The sequence below is a fragment of the Streptomyces bottropensis ATCC 25435 genome, assembly GCF_000383595.1.
GTDB classification, from domain to species: Bacteria; Actinomycetota; Actinomycetes; order Streptomycetales; family Streptomycetaceae; genus Streptomyces; species Streptomyces bottropensis.
In genome coordinates, this window is record NZ_KB911581.1 from 4928987 (window position 1) to 4946486 (window position 17500).

Annotated in this window: 11 protein-coding genes and 2 pseudogenes; 9 read left to right on the forward strand and 4 right to left on the reverse strand. The window is 68.7% G+C overall.

Translation table 11 applies throughout. The annotated features are described in order from the left end of the window. Positions 1-74: 74 nt before the first annotated feature. From STRBO_RS0121865 to STRBO_RS0121875, 3 genes are all read left to right on the forward strand, one after another. Positions 75-995 (forward strand): RNA polymerase sigma-70 factor, encoded by a 921-nt coding sequence (locus tag STRBO_RS0121865; RefSeq protein WP_020114763.1) that lies wholly within the window; start codon positions 75-77, stop codon positions 993-995. A 364-nt stretch (positions 996-1359) separates the two neighbouring features. Next, positions 1360-1947 (forward strand): hypothetical protein, encoded by a 588-nt coding sequence (locus tag STRBO_RS0121870; RefSeq protein WP_005473776.1) that lies wholly within the window; start codon positions 1360-1362, stop codon positions 1945-1947. A 592-nt stretch (positions 1948-2539) separates the two neighbouring features. Then, a complete protein-coding gene (locus tag STRBO_RS0121875; protein WP_245170599.1) occupies positions 2540-3115 on the forward strand; it encodes a DUF4232 domain-containing protein in 576 nt (191 codons plus the stop codon). Positions 3116-4180: 1065 nt separating this feature from the next. Here the strand turns inward: STRBO_RS0121875 and STRBO_RS0121885 are convergent. After that, positions 4181-4657, reverse strand: coding sequence for a hypothetical protein (locus STRBO_RS0121885; protein WP_005473770.1), 477 nt, complete (start codon positions 4655-4657; stop codon positions 4181-4183). Between the two features lie 779 nt (positions 4658-5436). On the opposite strand from STRBO_RS0121885, the pseudogene STRBO_RS40330 reads away from it, so the two are divergent. Continuing rightward, positions 5437-6339: pseudogene (locus tag STRBO_RS40330) on the forward strand (non-reducing end alpha-L-arabinofuranosidase family hydrolase); the annotation flags it as partial. Between the two features lie 387 nt (positions 6340-6726). On the opposite strand, the gene STRBO_RS45965 reads toward STRBO_RS40330, so the two are convergent. Then, on the reverse strand, positions 6727-7047 hold the full coding sequence (locus tag STRBO_RS45965; RefSeq protein WP_398595756.1) for an alcohol dehydrogenase catalytic domain-containing protein: 321 nt from the start codon (positions 7045-7047) through the stop codon (positions 6727-6729). A 128-nt stretch (positions 7048-7175) separates the two neighbouring features. Between STRBO_RS45965 and STRBO_RS0121895 the strand changes: the two genes are divergently transcribed. The 5 genes and pseudogenes from STRBO_RS0121895 to STRBO_RS44755 form a co-directional block, all read left to right on the forward strand. Next, positions 7176-8447 (forward strand): ABC transporter substrate-binding protein, encoded by a 1272-nt coding sequence (locus STRBO_RS0121895; protein WP_202499391.1) that lies wholly within the window; start codon positions 7176-7178, stop codon positions 8445-8447. Between the two features lie 70 nt (positions 8448-8517). After that, a complete protein-coding gene (locus tag STRBO_RS0121900; protein WP_005473758.1) occupies positions 8518-9477 on the forward strand; it encodes a carbohydrate ABC transporter permease in 960 nt (319 codons plus the stop codon). Next, positions 9477-10310 carry a carbohydrate ABC transporter permease gene (locus STRBO_RS0121905; protein ID WP_005473757.1) on the forward strand — a complete coding sequence of 278 codons (834 nt, stop codon included), beginning with the start codon at positions 9477-9479 and terminating at the stop codon, positions 10308-10310. Before STRBO_RS0121900 ends, STRBO_RS0121905 begins: the two co-directional genes overlap by 1 nt. A gap of 26 nt (positions 10311-10336) precedes the next feature. Beyond that, positions 10337-11524, forward strand: coding sequence for an ABC transporter ATP-binding protein (locus STRBO_RS0121910; protein ID WP_005473756.1), 1188 nt, complete (start codon positions 10337-10339; stop codon positions 11522-11524). A gap of 139 nt (positions 11525-11663) precedes the next feature. Continuing rightward, positions 11664-11892 (forward strand): annotated as a pseudogene (locus STRBO_RS44755) (FtsX-like permease family protein); the annotation flags it as partial. 126 nt (positions 11893-12018) lie between these two features. Here STRBO_RS44755 and STRBO_RS0121915 read toward each other — a convergent pair. Both STRBO_RS0121915 and STRBO_RS0121920 read right to left on the reverse strand, forming a co-directional pair. Then, complete coding sequence (locus STRBO_RS0121915; RefSeq protein ID WP_005473751.1) at positions 12019-13455, reverse strand: FG-GAP and VCBS repeat-containing protein; 1437 nt, start codon at positions 13453-13455, stop codon at positions 12019-12021. Between the two features lie 209 nt (positions 13456-13664). Beyond that, positions 13665-16559, reverse strand: a complete 2895-nt coding sequence (locus STRBO_RS0121920) for a glycosyl hydrolase family 95 catalytic domain-containing protein (RefSeq protein WP_005473747.1) — start codon at positions 16557-16559, stop codon at positions 13665-13667. Positions 16560-17500 lie beyond the last annotated feature (941 nt).

Consider the following 17500-nt stretch of genomic DNA (forward strand, 5'->3'; position numbering starts at 1 on the left):
AGATCACCAGAGCGGGCCCGCACCGCGCGACACGGCCGGGTGGGAAGCATGCGAAGACTCAAGGAGGATGCGGAGTGAATAAAGTCGGGGAGTTCGAGGAGCTGCGGCCCCTGTTGTTCTCGATCGCCTACCGGATTCTGGGCAGTGTGAGCGAGGCCGAGGACGCGGTGCAGGAGACATGGCTGCGCTTCGACGGCTCGGCGACCATTCCCACGTCGGTCAAGGCGTTCCTGTCCGCCACGGTGACGCGGATCTCGATCGACGTGCTGCGCTCCGCGCGGGTGCGGCGGGAGGCGTACGTGGGCCCGTGGTTCCCCGAGCCACTGTTGAGCGATCCGTACCAGGACCCGTCGCGCGCGGCCGAGCTGGCCGACTCGGTGTCGATGGCGGCGCTGCTGCTGCTGGAGCGGCTCAGTCCTCTGGAGCGGTCGGTGTTCGTGCTGCGGGAGGTGTTCGGCTTCGGGTTCGACGACATCGCCTCGGCGGTGGGGCGTTCGGAGGCGGCGTGCCGACAGCTGCTGGTACGGGCACGTCGGCACATGGAGGCCGGGCGGCCGCGGTTCGAAGCGGACCGCCAGCACCGGCAGGAGCTGGCGACACGGTTCTTCGACGCCCTCAGCGAAGGCGATGTCGCCGGCCTACGGGATCTACTGGCCGCCGACGTGCAGTTGGTGGGGGACGGCGGCGGCAAGGCCCCGCAGCTGGCCAGGGCCGTCGTCGGCGCCGAGAACGTCGCACGGTTGCTGGCTTCCGTTTTCCCGCTGCTGGCCCGGATCGATGTGACGTTCACGGCGCACGAGGTCAACAGCCAGCCCGGCGCCATCTTCCGTGACCGGGACGGCAGGGTCCTCCACGCCCTCGCCCTCGACGTGCTCGACGGGCAGATCCAGACCATTCGTTCGGTGATCAACCCCGACAAGCTCGGCCACCTCGGACCGGTTGCCGACGCCTGGGCCATCGACGGCGAGGTCAAACAGGCCCGTCGGCAGATGTAGTGACCCCGGGAACGGAGCGGCTCGGCGTTCGCCCATCCGGCGATGCTGAGGTTGTGCGGGCGAACGATGCCGTGCATGGGGTGGTCGGTGATCGGCCCGCTACCGACTTCGCCACCCCGCACAACGGTGGCGGCTGACTCAGCGTCAGGTCGGTGCGCCCGCACGAGGCCACCGGCAGCGCCCCCGTCCCGAAGCGGCAGCTTGCCGGGTCGTCGGCCATGACCCGGCGCGTCGGCACCCTCTCGGCACGACTGGGTCACCAACTCGCCCGAACGTACGCGGGCTCGGCCCGGTCACACAGCGGGATCACCACGGGGCAGTTGATCACCACGGGGCAGTCCGGAGGGCGCCGAGCCCGGGAGGCATGATGTCCTCTGGGTCGAACAGCGCGGAACTGCATTCTGACCGGATACCGGGATGCGACGGCGGCGCTCTCACCGACCAGGCCGGGCTTCTGGACGTGCCCCTGTTCTGGCTGGGGCACCTCTACTCGTGTGCCCAGAGCGAGGAGGCCGAGGAACTGCTGTTCGGCGCGGACTATGACGCGGCCGACGACTTCCAGCGACGCCTGGGGGAGCGCGCCGAGTGGCCGACATTCACCGTCCCACTCGCCGACGATCACCGTCTCCACATCGTCGTCCGCACGTGCGTGGACGACACCGGTACCGACTATCTCCTCCACCACCCCGACTGGGACCGGGCCGAACTCCTCGCCCGGGACGACGGGCACTTCATGGGACCGGGCCTGTCCTGGACCGAGTTGGTGGCGGCCGCGGACAATGTGCTGCCCGGAGGCAGCACCACCGATCCCCACGCCCGCCTGCTGCTCCTGCTGCCCGCGCTGGGCGACGACGAGCTACCCGACGACGCCGTTGACCGCTTGGCGGTCGCGCTCCGTTTACGCCTCCGCACCCGACCTGGCCCGTCTGGCCAAGGTCCCCTGGTGCGTTGAGCCGAGCCGGACCACCGCGAACTCCGACGAGGCCTGGGCCTGGACCGGTCTGGGGATGCTCCCGAAGCGACCCCACCCGTCAAGCGGACTGACCACTCACGCAAGGCCTGACCACTCACGGGCGGCAGGGCAACTGCTCCGGTCCGTCGAGTCCACCAGGCGCCGAACCCGCCGAACCCGCCGAACGCTCCGGGGCCGTTCGGGCTGTTCCATCTCAGACGGGCATCTCAGGCTCAGTTGTCCCTGCAGGTCGGAGGGGGTGGGATCGCCCCACCGTTGCAGATTGCGGGCAGCTGTTGCCCCGCGCTCACCGGTCGTCCGACGCTATTGCTGTCGCACCGGCCGAAGTGGCCGATCGCACGGCATCGCTACAACACACCACGACTCCCGACTCGTACCGGCGCAGGACGCGGACGCTCCGAAGGGCGCCCGACGGCGCGGCGGCCCATGGGTCGGCGCCTTCGTCCCCGCTACCGCCGGCCGAGGCGGAGCCGGGTGGTGCGGCGCGAACAGCCCAGTACGCGACCTCATACCGACCAGAAGAGAGTCCACGCATATGAACATCAAGTCCCTCCCGGTCCACCGTGTTGCCGTGGCCGCAGGTCTCGTCCTGGCTCTCGGGTGTGGTGTGTCGGCACAGGCCTCCGCCACCGGGCCGCGGACGATCAGCGGGAAGACCCAGGACGCGGCGACGCACCGCTCCGGCGGCAACGTCGCCAAGGCCACCGTCGCCACCTGCTCCGACAAGGTTCTCGGTGTCTCCGCCGTGAAGGAGCCCGCAGACAGCAAGGACGCCCGACACCTCCTCCTGACCGTCCAGAACGCCGGGGACAAGAAGTGCAACCTCTACCGTTACCCTCTCGTGCGCCTCGGTGCCGGTCGGACCACGGCCCCCGTCATCAAGGAGAGCGACCCGAACCCGGGGGTGCCCGTCACCCTCGCTCCGGGTGAGGAGGCGTACGCGGGTCTGCTCGTCAATGGCCCCATGGATGAGTATGAGGCGAAGAGCATCACCCTCGGTCTCCAGGGCCAGAAGCCCGGCAGCAGCGCGGGCAAGCCGATCGACGTCCCCATGCCCGTCCCCACGTTGTACGCCAACGACGGCCAGCGCGTCACCTACTGGACGACAGCTCCCGGCTTGGCCCTGGACTTCATCATGTCCAAGTGACGGAACTCGACTGGAACCGCTTCCCCAGCCGTTGACCGGAAAATGAGTCGAGTCGGGTGAGGGTGTGACGAGGCGGACCGCGGGCGTGCTTGACCGGCGCGCCTGCGGTCCGCCTGCCGGAGTGACCTCGGCTGAGCTACGCGCAGGCTCCGGCGCGGGCTCCCTGGTCGTCGGCTGAGCGACGGGCACCGGACGCCGAGCGGACAGGACTGGGAGGCCTTCTAGGTGGCCGCCGGCTGGTGCGTCCTGGTGAGTTCCGGATCCCGGCCAAGAAGGGGCACGTACGACCGCAGGGGCAGGTCCACTCCCGTCCACGTCAAGGTCGAGAACTTCGGCACCGCCTACGTCCGCGATCAGTCCACCACCGTCTGTCTCTGATGCCCCCTCCGCCGCGTAGCGGCTGCCCGTGCCGGGGCGTTGTGGACCGCCGGGGGCCGGGGGCCGATGCACGCGCGTGCGATCGGCACCAGCGAAAGTTTCGAGGCGTCCCCTCGTCGTGATACCTCACCTTGCCGCGTTCGAGTCGTCTGGTGTAGGCAGCGGACTGTACGGACCGCCGCACCCGATGGCAGGCCGTTGCGAGGAGGTACCGATGGGGTTCCAAGAGCGGTGGCAGAGCAGGCAGGGCGAGCTTGCGGCTCGGGCAGAGGACCGGGAGACCGCAGAGGTCGAACGGTGGAACGAGTACGTGGAACGGTTCCAGGACCCCATCCTCGACCACGCCCGTCTGGCGTTCGAGCGTGGTGACGGGTGGTTCGAGACCGAGATCGACCAGCGCAGTCGATCAAAGGGAAGATCGTCGGAATGTACCTGTTCGAGAGAGCCACGGCCTCTCAGGACGAGACTTCTTGAACAACGGTGTGGAGAGGGCCGATCGACAGGCCTGATGGCAGACGGTGGGGCGGGCGGCCCTGATGTGGATAAGAAGCACTGCCGACGAGTGGGGTAGGTGTCCACGCGCCGGCCTTCCCTCGATCTTCAGGACGTCCGGGCTGCCACTGACCCCCGACGCCACGATGCCGCGGAGCGGCTGACTCGCGCGCATGTCGGTCACGCGCCGCCCGGCTACGACGGCCACATCACCGCACCGTCACACACGACCAGAGGCTCGGGCCGAGGATCTTCGTAGAAACGGGTCCACCCCAAGGTGACCTCGCCGTCCGGGTTTCGGTGTCGGCTGTCGGCCTTGGTGGCGAGCCAGGTGAGGAGCTGTCCGACGCGTTCGAAGTCGTCGGGGTGGATCTCCTGTCGGCTGGTCAGGCTCCACGCGTCGGCCTCGGAGTGCTGCCTGCGTACCAGGGCCGAGGCCGGCGAGCCGTCCACCTTGGAGGCCTGGTCGTGTCGGCCCAGGAGCGGCCCGGGATGATTCTCGATCATGGGCCGTCCGCGCTCGTCCTCCACCACGACGGGAAAGTCGGTGACGATGCTGAGCACGTCCGGCTCGCTGTCCAGTCCGAGGTGCCAGCGAAGCTCGGCGAGTTCCCTCTCCGCTATGTCGTGGCGCAAATCAATCGTGACAGTGAGTTCGAAGACGTCCGCCATGACCCCACACGATAGTGGGACACGCAGGTGTCCTGACCAGCGGCATCGGTCTGCACCGACTCGATCGTGAGCCGCTCGCGGACCGTGGGCGCACCGTCGCGCCCCTGAGTGAGTTCGGGCCAACGGCCTCGCGCCCCCTTCCCGGTGAACTCGTGCCGGAGGATGCGATCCAGGCTGGTTCGTTCCATCATCGAAAAATTCGGCAATGCTCACGAATCTTGCGAGAAGTATTGACGTTACTTCCCGGCCCCCTATGATCCGATTGATCGACACTTCGCCCCTTGTTCGAAATTGCGCACACGCCAGGACTGCTTCACTCGCAGAGGGGGGCATCCTGGTCGCGCTCACGAATGGGCCGAGCCGCAAGGAGTGCGTCGCTCATGCATATGTCATGTCCTTGTCATGTCCGTATTGGTGATTGTGCGCGATCTCGGTCGCCCCAGGAGCGGCTCGCGGCGCACCTGGCGGTCGCGGTGCGGTGGGCTCGCGCCATCACGAGCAACAACCGGCAGGGTCACAGGCGTTGCGCGGAGGTGCCGGGCCGCCGTTCCCGGTCACCGCCGGTGTGTCAGGAGGCCGCGTAGAGCCGGGCCGACCAAACCCCCGTACGACCCGAACCTGCACCCCCCAACCCCTCACTCAAGAATCAAGAGGTCGACATGCGCAAAGTAGGTTTCAGCCGCAAACGTCTGTCCATGGTTCTGGCCGCCTCGGTTGCGGCCCTGGTTTCGACGGCGGCGTCACTCGTCGCCAACCCCGCTCAGGCGGCCACCAGTGCGTGCTCGCTTCCGTCGACGTACCGGTGGACCTCGACAGGTGCGTTGGCGCAGCCCGCGAACGGGTGGGCCTCGCTGAAGGACTTCACCACCGTGACGTACAACGGCAAGCACCTGGTCTACGCGACGAACTTCGGGGGATCGTCGTGGGGCTCGCTGACGTTCAGCCCCTTCACCAACTGGTCGGACATGGGCTCGGCCCGCCAGACCGGCATGAACCAGTCGGCGGTGGCGCCCACGCTGTTCTACTTCGCGCCCAAGAGGATCTGGGTGCTCGCGTACCAGTGGGGTCAGTGGCCCTTCATCTACCGCACATCCAGCGACCCCACCAACCCCAACGGCTGGTCCGCGCCGCAGCCACTGTTCACCGGCAGCATCTCCGGTTCCAGCACCGGACCGATCGACCAGACGCTGATCGCCGACGGCCAGAACATGTACCTGTTCTTCGCCGGTGACAACGGCAAGATCTACCGGGCGAGCATGCCGATCGGGAACTTTCCGGGCAACTTCGGCTCCTCGTACACCACGATCATGAGCGACACGACAGCCAACCTCTTCGAGGCGCCGCAGGTCTACAAGCTCCAGGACCAGAACCAGTACCTCATGATCGTCGAGGCGATGGGGGCGAACGGGCGCTACTTCCGCTCGTTCACCTCCTCCAGCCTGAGCGGTTCCTGGACCCCGCAGGCCGCCACCGAGAGCAGGCCCTTCGCGGGCAAGGCCAACAGCGGGGCCACCTGGACCAACGACATCAGTCACGGCGACCTGGTCCGCAACAACCCCGACCAGACCATGACCGTCGACCCCTGCAACCTGCAGTTCCTCTACCAGGGCAAGTCCCCCTCCGCGAACGGCCCCTACAACCAACTCCCGTACCGGCCGGGTGTCCTGACCCTGCAGCGCTGACCCGCCTGGGCCCAGCAGCCGATGAAGGGGTGCCTGACCGACGCTCTCCCACGTCAGGCACCCTCTCCCTCGCCTCGCTCGCCTCGGGCCCACGTGAGCACGGAACGGCGTCACATCGAAGCTTCGCCCCCGGGGCCTGCTCGCCCGGCGAACGGCTTGCTCGGAGGCGGTGAAGGCGCCCGGGCGCCGGCCGGTGAACGGGGACAGCAACTGTGCGCCGAGCTGAGGCCGGTGCCGCCGCGTCAGGGGCCGTTCGTCTCGCCGCCGGTGATGACGAGGCGGCCCCGGGGCATGAGGGCCCGGCGCGGAGCCCGCAGGTGCCCGCGATATCGATGATGACGTCGTAGCGTCGCGGGCCGGCGAGGAAGTCCTCGTAGGTGTGGCCGATCACGCGGTGGGCGCCCAGCGCCCGCACCTGCGGGCTGGGCAGTGCTCGCGACGGCCGGGAGTGCGGTCAGCGCGCTGGCTGGTACCGTCGCCGGCTCCTCGAAGGTGAGTCGGGCCGGCTTGGGCGGACCTCTCGGGACGGGCGGCGGCGTACTTGGCGAACGCGGCGACTGCCGTGCCGTAGACCGTGTCGCCGGGCGCGAACCCGGTCACCTCGGAACCGACCGCCTCGACGACACCGGCGATGGTGCGGCCGGGATTGGGGTGCTTGGGCTGATGCCATGGCGCGCCGATGGGTGATTCGATCGCTATGTGCTTGATGTCACCTTATGTGGCCTTTAGTGTTCGCCGGGAGGAAATCCGCGGGGTCCGGCTCCCGTGCCATCGTCCGGAAGCGAGGTGTGGAGCGCGTGCAGGCGAGGTGCGGCCACCGGCCGGTTTCGGGCCAGATGAGGCGTCACAGGGACACACGCTGGTTGCGGGCGCTCGCCGTACTGCCGTTGCTGGCGTCGATGCTCGCCGCCTGTGGCAGTGACGAGGGCTCCGGTCGGCCCACCCTCAACTGGTACAACTTCCCCGACGACTCCGGCGCCCTTCAGAAGGCGGCCGACCGGTGCGCGCAGGCGTCGGGCGGACGCTACAGGATCAGCTACAACAAGCTCCCGCGTGCCGCGGACGGACAGCGCCAGCAGCTCGTCCGCAGACTCGCCGCCGAGGACGACTCGCTCGACATCCTGGGCCTGGACGTCACCTGGGCGGCGGAGTTCGCCGAGGCGCGCTGGATCCGGGAATGGACGGGAGCGGCGAAGCAGCGGGCCGTCACGGGCACCCTGCGTGTGCCTCTGCAGACCTCGACCTGGAAGGGCCGGCTGTACGCCGTCCCGTACAACACCAACACCCAACTCCTCTGGTACCGCAAGGACCTGGTGCCCACCCCGCCCAAGACCTGGGCTGAGATGCTGGACGCGGCCGAGGCGCTCGCCCGGCAGGGCAAACCCCACTTCGTGGAGATCCAGGGCGCCCAGTACGAGGGCCTGACCGTCTGGTTCAACTCGCTGATCAACAGCGCGGGCGGCTCCATCCTCAACGCGCGTGCGACCGAACCCTCCCTCGGCGCTCCCGCCGTACGGGCCGCCGGGATCATGCGTGATCTGGCGAAGTCCCCGGCCGCGGACCCTTCCCTGCCCAACCAGATGGAGGACCAGAACCGGCTCGCCATGGAGTCGGGAGTGGCGGCGTTCGAGATCAACTACCCGTTCGTCTATCCGTCGATGAAGGCGAACAACCCCGACCTGTTCAAGAACTTCCGCTGGGCGCCGTACCCGAGAGTCGACGCGAACCGTCCGGCGCGGCCCACCATCGGCGGCATCGATCTGGCGGTGAGCGCGTATTCGCGCCACCCCGGCCTGGCCTTCGAGGCGGCGCTGTGCCTGCGCAACCGCGAGAACCAGCTATCCGCCGCGCTCGAGGGCGGTCTGCCGCCCACCCTGCGCGCCCTGTACGACGAGCCCGCGTTCATGAAGGAGTACCCGTTCTCCCGCGAGGTGCTGGCCGCCCTGGAATCGGCGAGCGTGCGCCCGCTCACTCCCGCCTACCAGAACGTGTCGATCGCGGTCTCCCACACGCTGTCCCCGCCGTCGGGGATCCGACCGGTGAGCTCCGTCAACACCATCAGGGAGCAGATCGACGATGCCCTGCGATCCGAGGGTGTGATCCCGTGAACCACCTCCTACCGCCCGACTCCGGCAGCCGGCACCGGGGTGCGCGGGCCTCCTCCCAGGACGGCCCGAGATGAGCACGCGGGCGCAACCGCCCGGAACCCCGCCACCCCCGGGGGCGGACACCAAGCAGGCGGGGCCGGACCGGTCGGCACTCTCGGCGGGCGCCAGGCAGGAGCGGCGGCTCGGCTGGCTGCTCTGTGCGCCCGCGGTCGTCGTCATGATCGCGGTGACCGCCTACCCCATCGGGTACGCCGTGTATCTCTCCCTCCAACGGTACGACCTGCGCTTTCCCGGACGGGCCGAGTTCGTGGGACTGAGCAACTACGGGGCGGTTCTCTCCTCCCCGTTCTGGTGGGACGCCTTCTGGGTCACCCTGTTCATCACCGCCGTGTCCGTGACGATCGAACTCGTCCTCGGCATGGGGCTCGCCCTGATCATGCACCGCACGATCTTCTGGCGCGGTGTCGTCCGCACGTCGGTCCTCGTTCCGTACGGGATCGTCACCGTCGTCGCCGCCTTCTCCTGGCAGTACGCCTGGACGCCCGACCTCGGATACCTCGCCGAACTGCTGCCCAGTGGAGACGCTCCACTGACCGAGAGGTGGCCCGCGCTCTGGCTGATCATCCTCGCCGAGGTGTGGAAGACGACGCCGTTCATGGCGCTGCTGCTGCTCGCGGGCCTGGCGCTGGTGCCTGAGGAGACCTTGAAGGCGGCCATGGTGGACGGTGCCACTGCCTGGCAGCGCTTCACCAAGATCATGGTGCCGCTGATGAAGCCGGCGATCCTGGTGGCGCTGCTGTTCCGTACCTTGGACGCGTTCCGGATCTTCGACAACATCTATGTCCTGACCGCGGGAGCCCAGGGGACAGGCTCTCTGTCGATCCTCGGGTACGACAACCTGTTCACCTCGCTGAACCTGGGCATCGGGTCGGCGATCTCGGTCCTGATCTTCCTCTGTGTCGGGATCATCGCCTTCACGTTCGTCAAGTTGTTCGGCGCCGCCGCGCCCGGCGCGGAGGTGAAGCGCTGATGGCCGAAGTAGGCAAGACGCATGCCGCCCGATGGGGTGTCATCAACGTGGTGGTGGTGCTGTACGCCCTGTTCCCGGTGTGGTGGATCGCCGCGTTGTCCTTCAAGGACCCCTCCACCCTGACCGACGGCAACTACATCCCCACGGACTGGACCTGGGCGAACTACCGGGGCATCTTCGAGACCGCCGAGTTCACCCGCGCGCTGATCAACTCGATCGGCATCGCCCTCATCGCCACGGTGATCGCGGTGGCGCTGGGCACCATGGCCGCCTACGCGGTGGCGAGACTGCGCTTCCCCGGCAAGCGGGTGCTCATCGGCATGTCCCTGCTGATCGCCATGTTCCCGCCGATCTCCCTGGTGTCCCCGCTGTTCAACATCGAGCGGATCATCGGGATCTTCGACACCTGGATCGGCCTGATCATCCCGTACATGACCTTCTCACTGCCGCTGGCCATCTACACCCTGTCGGCCTTCTTCCGGGAGATCCCCTGGGACCTGGAGAAGGCCGCCAAGGTCGACGGGGCGACACCCGCGCAGGCCTTCCGGATGGTCATCGTGCCACTCGCCGCGCCGGGCGTGTTCACCACCGCGATTCTGGTGTTCATCTTCTGCTGGAACGACTTCCTGTTCGCGATCTCGCTGACGTCCACAGAGTCCGCGCGCACGGTGCCCGCCGCGATCGCGTTCTTCACCGGAAGCTCCCAGTTCCAGCAGCCCACCGGGTCGATCGCCGCCGCCGCTGTGGTCATCACCATCCCGATCATCATTTTCGTTCTGTTCTTCCAGCGGCGCATCGTCGCCGGACTGACCTCCGGGGCAGTCAAGGGCTGAACGGGCAAGGCAAGGAGGCACCATCCATGGCCGAGATCATCCTCGAGGGAGTCACCAAGCGTTTTCCCGACGGGGCCCTCGCCGTCAAGGACGTGAACCTTGAGATCGCCGACGGCGAGTTCGTGATCCTCGTCGGTCCGTCGGGATGCGGCAAGTCCACCACCCTGAACATGATCGCCGGACTGGAGGACATCACCGAGGGCACACTGCGCATCGGCGACCGAGTCGTCAACGACCTCGCCCCCAAGGAACGCGACGTCGCCATGGTGTTCCAGAGCTACGCCCTGTACCCGCACATGAACGTCCGCGAGAACATGGGCTTCCCGTTGCGCCTGGCCAAGGTCGACAAGGGCACGATCGACGCCAAGGTGACGGAAGCCGCGCGGATCCTCGACCTGACCGAGCATCTGGACCGCAAGCCCGCCAACCTCTCCGGCGGGCAGCGCCAGCGGGTGGCCATGGGACGGGCGATCGTCCGTGATCCCAAGGCGTTCCTGATGGACGAGCCACTGTCCAACCTGGACGCCAAGCTCCGGGTCCAGATGCGCACCCAGATCTCCCGGCTGCAGCGGCGCCTCGGCACGACCACCGTGTACGTCACCCACGACCAGACCGAGGCGATGACGCTCGGCGACCGAGTCGTGGTCATGAGGCAGGGTCTGGTCCAGCAGATCGGCACCCCCGCCGAGTTGTACGACCTGCCGCGCAACATCTTCGTCGCCGGCTTCATCGGCTCCCCGGCCATGAACTTCGTGAACGCCACGATGGGGGACGGAGTCCTGCACTCCCCCCTGGGCGACTTGGCCCTCGACGACCGTACGAGGCAGGCGCTGGAACGCCAGAACGCGCCCCGCGAGGTCATCGTGGGGCTGCGACCGGAGGCGTTCCAGGACGCCGCCCTGGCGCACGACCGGGCCCGGACGGGCCCGGTCTTCACCGCCACCGTGGAGGTGCTGGAGTCCCTCGGCTCCGATGTGTACGTCTACTTCAGCGCGGAGGGTGGACCCGCGACGACCACCGAACTGGAGGAACTGGCCAAGGACTCCGGCCTGCGCGACACGGGCGCCGACACCGGTCACATCGTGGCCCGCCTGGACGCCGCCACGCGCGCCCGCGAGGGCGAGCCGGTCGAACTGCGGGTCGACATGGCCAAGGCGCACGTGTTCGACCCGGCGACCGGCGCGAACCTCACCCATCCGGTGATGGCGGACTGACGACGCGCCGCACGGGGTGCTCCACTCCGAGTCGCGCGCCTTCGTGCCGGGCACGCGCGGCGACGGAGAGGGCCGCATGGGCTGGTCGTCCCACCCTGGCGGGCATGGCGGTGCGGGTGCTGTCGTGGAAGACGTACGGGAAGACGTACGGAAGGTGCTCCCCGCCACCGTGTTCCCGGAGCAGCCCGGACAGGTGCAGGTCAGCCGCCCTCCGACGCCCCGGCGGCCAAGCGCGCCACACCGAACACCTGGTCATCTCGGTCCTGGAACGCCGAAGGGACGTCGGGCTCCGCCGGGCGCTCGGTGCGACCCGTGGTCAGATACGCGTCCAGTTCCTCACCGAGTCCGCGGGACTGTCGCTGCTCGGCACGCCTTCCTCCTACGGAGGCGCTGGCATCGACGTGAGCCGGGCCCCCGGACGACCGGGAGCCAGGCTCCCGGCGGCCCCCCCAGGCCGCGGGACCGCCGCCTGGGGAGGGGCCGTTCGAGACCGGCTAGAGCCCCAGCACCTCGCCGTACTTGATGGCGCCGTAGGGCAGTGCGAAGCCGAAGGGGGTCAGAGACTTGCCGGGCGGGTATGTCTCCTCGGTGCTGCTCGGTACGAACCAGACGCCACCCGACCTGGGCTCACCGTCGTTCTCCCCGGGCGCGCTGACCGCGGTGTCCCACAGGCCGTCGCGGTTGTAGTCGCCGACGGCCACCTGGGCACCGAAGCGGTCGCCGGCCTCGGCCGCGCCGGGCATGTTCGGGGTGCTCTGGCTGCGGGCCAGACCGCCGTGGAGGCCCTGACCCGTGTTGTTCATGACGACGTATCCGCCCGCGTCCTTCAAGGTGCCCACGTCCTCACCGGGCACGCCGACTACGAGTTCGGGGCGGCTGTCGGCGTTCAGGTCACCGGCCGCCAGCGCGGCGCCGAAGTCGTCGCCCTCCTCGGCGTTTCCGCCGACCTCCTGGCTCGACTGGGTGATGCATTCGTTCTCGGTGCCGAACGACGTGGTCTTCGAGCCCTTGAGCAGGAGCACCGCACCGCCGAGCCGGTCCTCGCAATGCGTCGTCTCCGTCTCGGGATTGGGCTGTACGAGGCCGACCGCGAGGTCGTCGGTGCCGTCCTGGTCGAAGTCGGCGGCGGCCAGCGTGCTGCCGCGGTCGGCGTCGGCCCACCACTGGGCGGGCTTGCCCTGGTCGTCCCAGCGGGTGACGAAGGTGCTGGAGTCCTCCAAGCCCTTCCAGGTGGCGGCGAGATCGTCCCGGCCGTCGCCGTCGAAGTCGCCGGTGGCCAGGGCGCGGGTGCTGCCGCCCATGCTGTACCTGCGCACCGTGGTGGTGGTCACCGGATCGGCGGTGAGCGGGCCCGGGCGGAACCGGAGCGCGCCGTGCTCCTCGCCGTTCTCGCCGTACGCGAGGTCGGTGTCGCCGTCGCCGTCGTAGTCACCCGTGGCGATGGTGCGGCCGATGCTGCTGTACTCGGACGTGCCCCGGGCCACGGTGGTGCCCTTGATGTGCCACTCCGAGCCGTCCAGGACGGTGATGGTGCCCTCGTCCTTGAGCTGGTCGGAGGTGAGCGACTCGCCGCTCGCGCCGACGACGAGTTCGAAGACGCCGTCGCCGTTCACGTCGACGGGCGCCACGGAGGAGCCGAAACGGTCACCCGCCTCGGGCGTGCCGGGTATGCCGGTCTCGGCCTGGCTGATGACACCGGTGGACTGGTACGGGCTCTGCGCGCCACCGTAGATCACGCTGACGTAGCCGGCCTTGGCCTTGCCGTTCACCGTGGCGTCGGGCATGCCGACCGCGATGTCCGCGTATCCGTCACCGTTGAAGTCGAACCGCGCCGTCGTCGCGGCCGCGGCGCTCCCGGCGAGCGGCAGGGTCAGGCCGGTGGCGGTGAGGGCCGCGACGGCGGCGGTGGCGGCCAGGGTGCGTGCGCGCACGGTGAACTCCCATGGTCGAAGCAGGAAATGACGTGATGGCTTACGGGGGTGTGACGCACGAGGTGTACGAACGGTTGTGTGAAAGTGGCCGCCCGGTGGCCACGACCTTCCCGCACACCCCGCTCCTTCACCCGCACACCGAGCGGCCGACGATGTCACCTCGCCGGACGGCGAGGCGCGCCACTGCTCGGTGAGCGGCGCACGTGCCGTCACACCCCTTCGATCTGCCATTCCTGGTTCGTGCCGGAGCCGACGGGCCACTGGACGACTCGGGCGCCGTCGGCCGTCGGCCCGCCGTCGGCGTCCACGCACCAGACGGGGTTGCGGACGTTGACGAGGCGGTAGTGGCCGTCGCCCGCGGCGACGAGCTTCCACCACTGGTTGTCGCTGGCCGTGTCCTGCCACTGGTCGAGCTGGGTGCCCGGGCTGGAGTCGCCGGGGCTGTCCAGGAGCCGTCCGCTGTGGCGGGCGGCGATGCGGAAGGAACCGTCGGGGTTGGGGAGGAAGCGCCACTGCTGGTTGACGGCGCCGGACCAGCCCCACTGGATGACCTTCGCTCCGTTGGTGGTGCCGGCGCCGCTGACGTCGAGGACCTTGCCGCTGCGCCGGTTGACCAGCTTGAACCAGCCGGTCAGCAGGGAGACGGTGATGTCGGTGCGGCGTCCGGCGACGAGGGTCACCTCGCGGGCGTGGGCGCCGAGCGGGGAGGAGGCCACGGTCGCGGAGGTGGCCACCGATGTCATGCCGCGGCGGCTGATGAGGCTGATGGTCTGGTCGACGGCGGACGTGACGGAGAGGGTGGCGGTGCGGGCGGACAGGTCCCAGCTGAAGGTGTGGACACGGATCCGGCCGCGGGCCCTTACACCGGTGAGTGAGCCCTTGGCGAGTTGGTCGGGCAGAGCGGGAAGGATCTCCAGGACGCCGGGGCGGGTGTAGAGCAGGGCCTCGGCGAGTACGCCCGGGAAGGCGTTGGCCGCGTCGGCGTTGTAGATGTCGAGGTTGGGATTGTGGGAGGTCATGAGCGACTTGAAGAGCATGTTGTTGCCGATGATCTTCTTGAGGTTGTCGTAGACCTTCGCGCCGTCCTTCAGCCGCGCGCCGGCCAGGGCGCGGTGCAGGCTGCCATGGGCTGAGATGTTCTGGTCGCCGCGCTTCTCCAGGGCCTTGAGGGCCGGGGGAACGAGCTTCGGTTCATCCTCGGGATTGATCTCGTGCAGTGGCCAGGCGCCGTACAGGTGCTGGATGTGCCGGTGGTTGTAGCGGTCGCTCAGCGTGGGCCAGGACCACTCGGCGAGCGCGCCGTCGCCGTTGACGCGGTAGTCGGGGATCTTCCGCAGCAGCGCCGTCCAGCGTGCCACTCCCTGACCGCTGCCTTGCTCCACGTCCAGGGTGTCGGCCGCGTCGACGGCGGCCTGCAGGGCGTGTTTGCCGGCCATGATGTCGCCGGTGGCGTTGACCGACAGACACACACCGGTGTTGCCGGGGGAGTTCTCCATGGAGAAGGACGGCACGAAAACCGCCTTGCCGTCGGAGTCCGTACGGGTGAGGAAGTCCTCGTAGAACAGGGCCAGTTCCATCAGGGCGGGGGCCAGCTTGGTGCGATAGAAGTCGCTGTCCCCGGTGACCTCGTAGTACTCCAGCAACGGGTAGAGCAGCCAGTCCGCGCCGCCGGTCCAGCACTGACCCGGGAAGCCGTTGTTGTCGAAGTGGAGCATGTGGCCGTACTCGCCGTCGGTCCGGGAGGGGGCGAGGAAGCCACGCGCGCCGTAGAGGTGGGTGGCGTTGGTCCGCCAGTCGTCGAGCTGGTCGAGGATCAGGTCGAAGTAGCCCTCCATGACGTCGGTGAGATCCAGGATGTTGCTGCCGGCGACCTGGAGGTTGATGTTGGCGTCGGTGGTGAAGTCGTCGGCCCAGGCACCGTTCCAGGACCCCGTCCAGATGCCCGTGAGCCGGGGCGGGAGTACGCCGCTGGAACTGATGAAGAGATAGCGGCCCGAGTCGTAGAGGCGCTCCAGAAGGGCGGTGTCGATGACGCTCCGGTTGGCGTTCTGGCGGGCTATCAGCTCGCTGACGGAGAGCTTGCGGTCGGCGTCGGAGACGTTCAGGTCGAGGCGGGAGCGGTCGTACAACTCGGTGTGGACGGCGGAGTGCGCGGACCGCAGTGCCGTGTAGTCGGTGCCCAGCCCGGCCAGCTCGGCGTGCAACGGCTCGGAGTTCCAGGCGGTGGAGGACTCGTAGCGGTCCAGCTTGGTCAGCAGGATCACCTTGGTCGCCTTGGCCACCACGATGGTGGAACCACTGGCACTGACGGAGGAGCCCGATCCCGTGGCGACGACGCGGGTGACGCCCTCGTAGCCGAAGGCGCCCTGTCCGGCGGGATAGGTGCCGCGCAGGTTCAGATAGCCGGAGCCGCTGCTCGTGGTGGCGCGGGTGGTGAAGCTCAGACTGCCGGGCAGCCCGTCGAGCGCGGTGTGGACGCTGAGCGTGGTGTCGACGGTACGGCCGGGCGCGGGCGTCAGCTCGTGGACGATCACGTTGTCGGCGCGGGAGACGAAGGCCCGGCGGGTCCAGGTGCCGTACTGGTCGGTCCAGCTGGAACTGACCTCGCCGGTACGGAAGTCGTTGACCCGGCCGTAGTCGCCGACGGTCGTCATGCCCGGCGTGGCGATACGCAGTTCGTACGCGGGATGGTAGGTCTGCGTCCAGCGCAGCGACCATCCGGAGGCGAAGTCGCTGTTGGCACCGGCGTAGTTTCCGGCCAGCGCCTTGTCCCGTACGCCCTCCAGTCGGCCGGAGAGAACGGGAGGCTTCACGGTGCGGGTGCCGTTCGGGAGCACCAGGCGGTGGTAGTTGAAGACCACCTTCTCCAGCGCGGCGGCCCCGTGGAGGATGGCGCCGTACTCCCCGTTGCCGGTGAGGAAGCCGTCGGCCCAGGAGGAGGCGGGGGAGGTGTCGTAGATGCCGCGGTCGGGGACGGTGATCTGTGACGGTACGGCCGCCGCGGCCGTACCGGAGAGGAGCCCGCCGGGGAGCGCGGCTGCTCCGGCGGTCAGTGCGGCGCCGGTGAGGAAGTGTCTGCGGTCCAGGGGGTGGGGGTGTTCCATGACGCGGATTCCTTGGTCTGTCGGGCGGTGTGGGGTGCGGGTGCGGATGTTTGGGTGGCTAGCCGGCACGTACGTACGTGGTGACGGTCCCGCTGCCGCGCGGTTCGGCGCGTGACGGGGACAGGCGGCAAGGGAGGCGATGGGGAGCCTCGACCCTGCCTCGCGTGACGTGGGAGAGCGCTAGGGGAGTCGGCGACGGCCTCCTCGGGCAGTCGCGCCGGCTTCTCGCCGACGCCGCTTGTTCGGGCGGTGCCTGTTCGGAGTCGCGGCAGGGCGAGGAGCGGACATGGGATGGATTTAAGGATGAGTTCGCTGACCATGTCCAGAGCCGGAGCGAGGAATCTTGCCGTCACGTCCGGTCTAAAGGGGAGGTTGTGTATCATAAGGCGTGATATGGGATGAGGTGGAGGTGCTCGGCTGACTCGCTGGTCATGGGATGTATCGTGATGATGCGGCTGTGCATCGGGTCGGCCGGACTCGGCGTACTCGGGATCGAGCCTCGGCGGGGAGCGGCGATCGCGGTCGACTGACGACCGCGCCCTGAGGGAGCCGTGGGTGCCGTAGCTTCAGGCCGTGTCCACGCCCTCGCCGCCGGCAACCTCTGCCGTCCCAGCCGTACCTCCCGCCGCCGCCTTCCCTTCCCCAGGCCCTGCTCGACGGTGAGTACGAACCGGAGCAGAACTCTCCAACGCCCCGCAGGACTTCCGTCTCTCCGGCGCGGACGTCGGCGTCATCTGTCAGGCGGTCGCCAAGGAGGACCTGAACATGCGGGTCATCATGTCGATGTGCGCCCGGAGCGACGGCAACACCCGGCGCGCTCGTCGGCGAGATCGACCCCGCGGTCTCCTCCAAGGACGCCGGTGAGGTGGACCTGGCGGGCCTCGCCGAGCGAACCGTCCGGAGCCGGGCCGAGCTTCGGCAGCCGATCGACTGAACGAGGC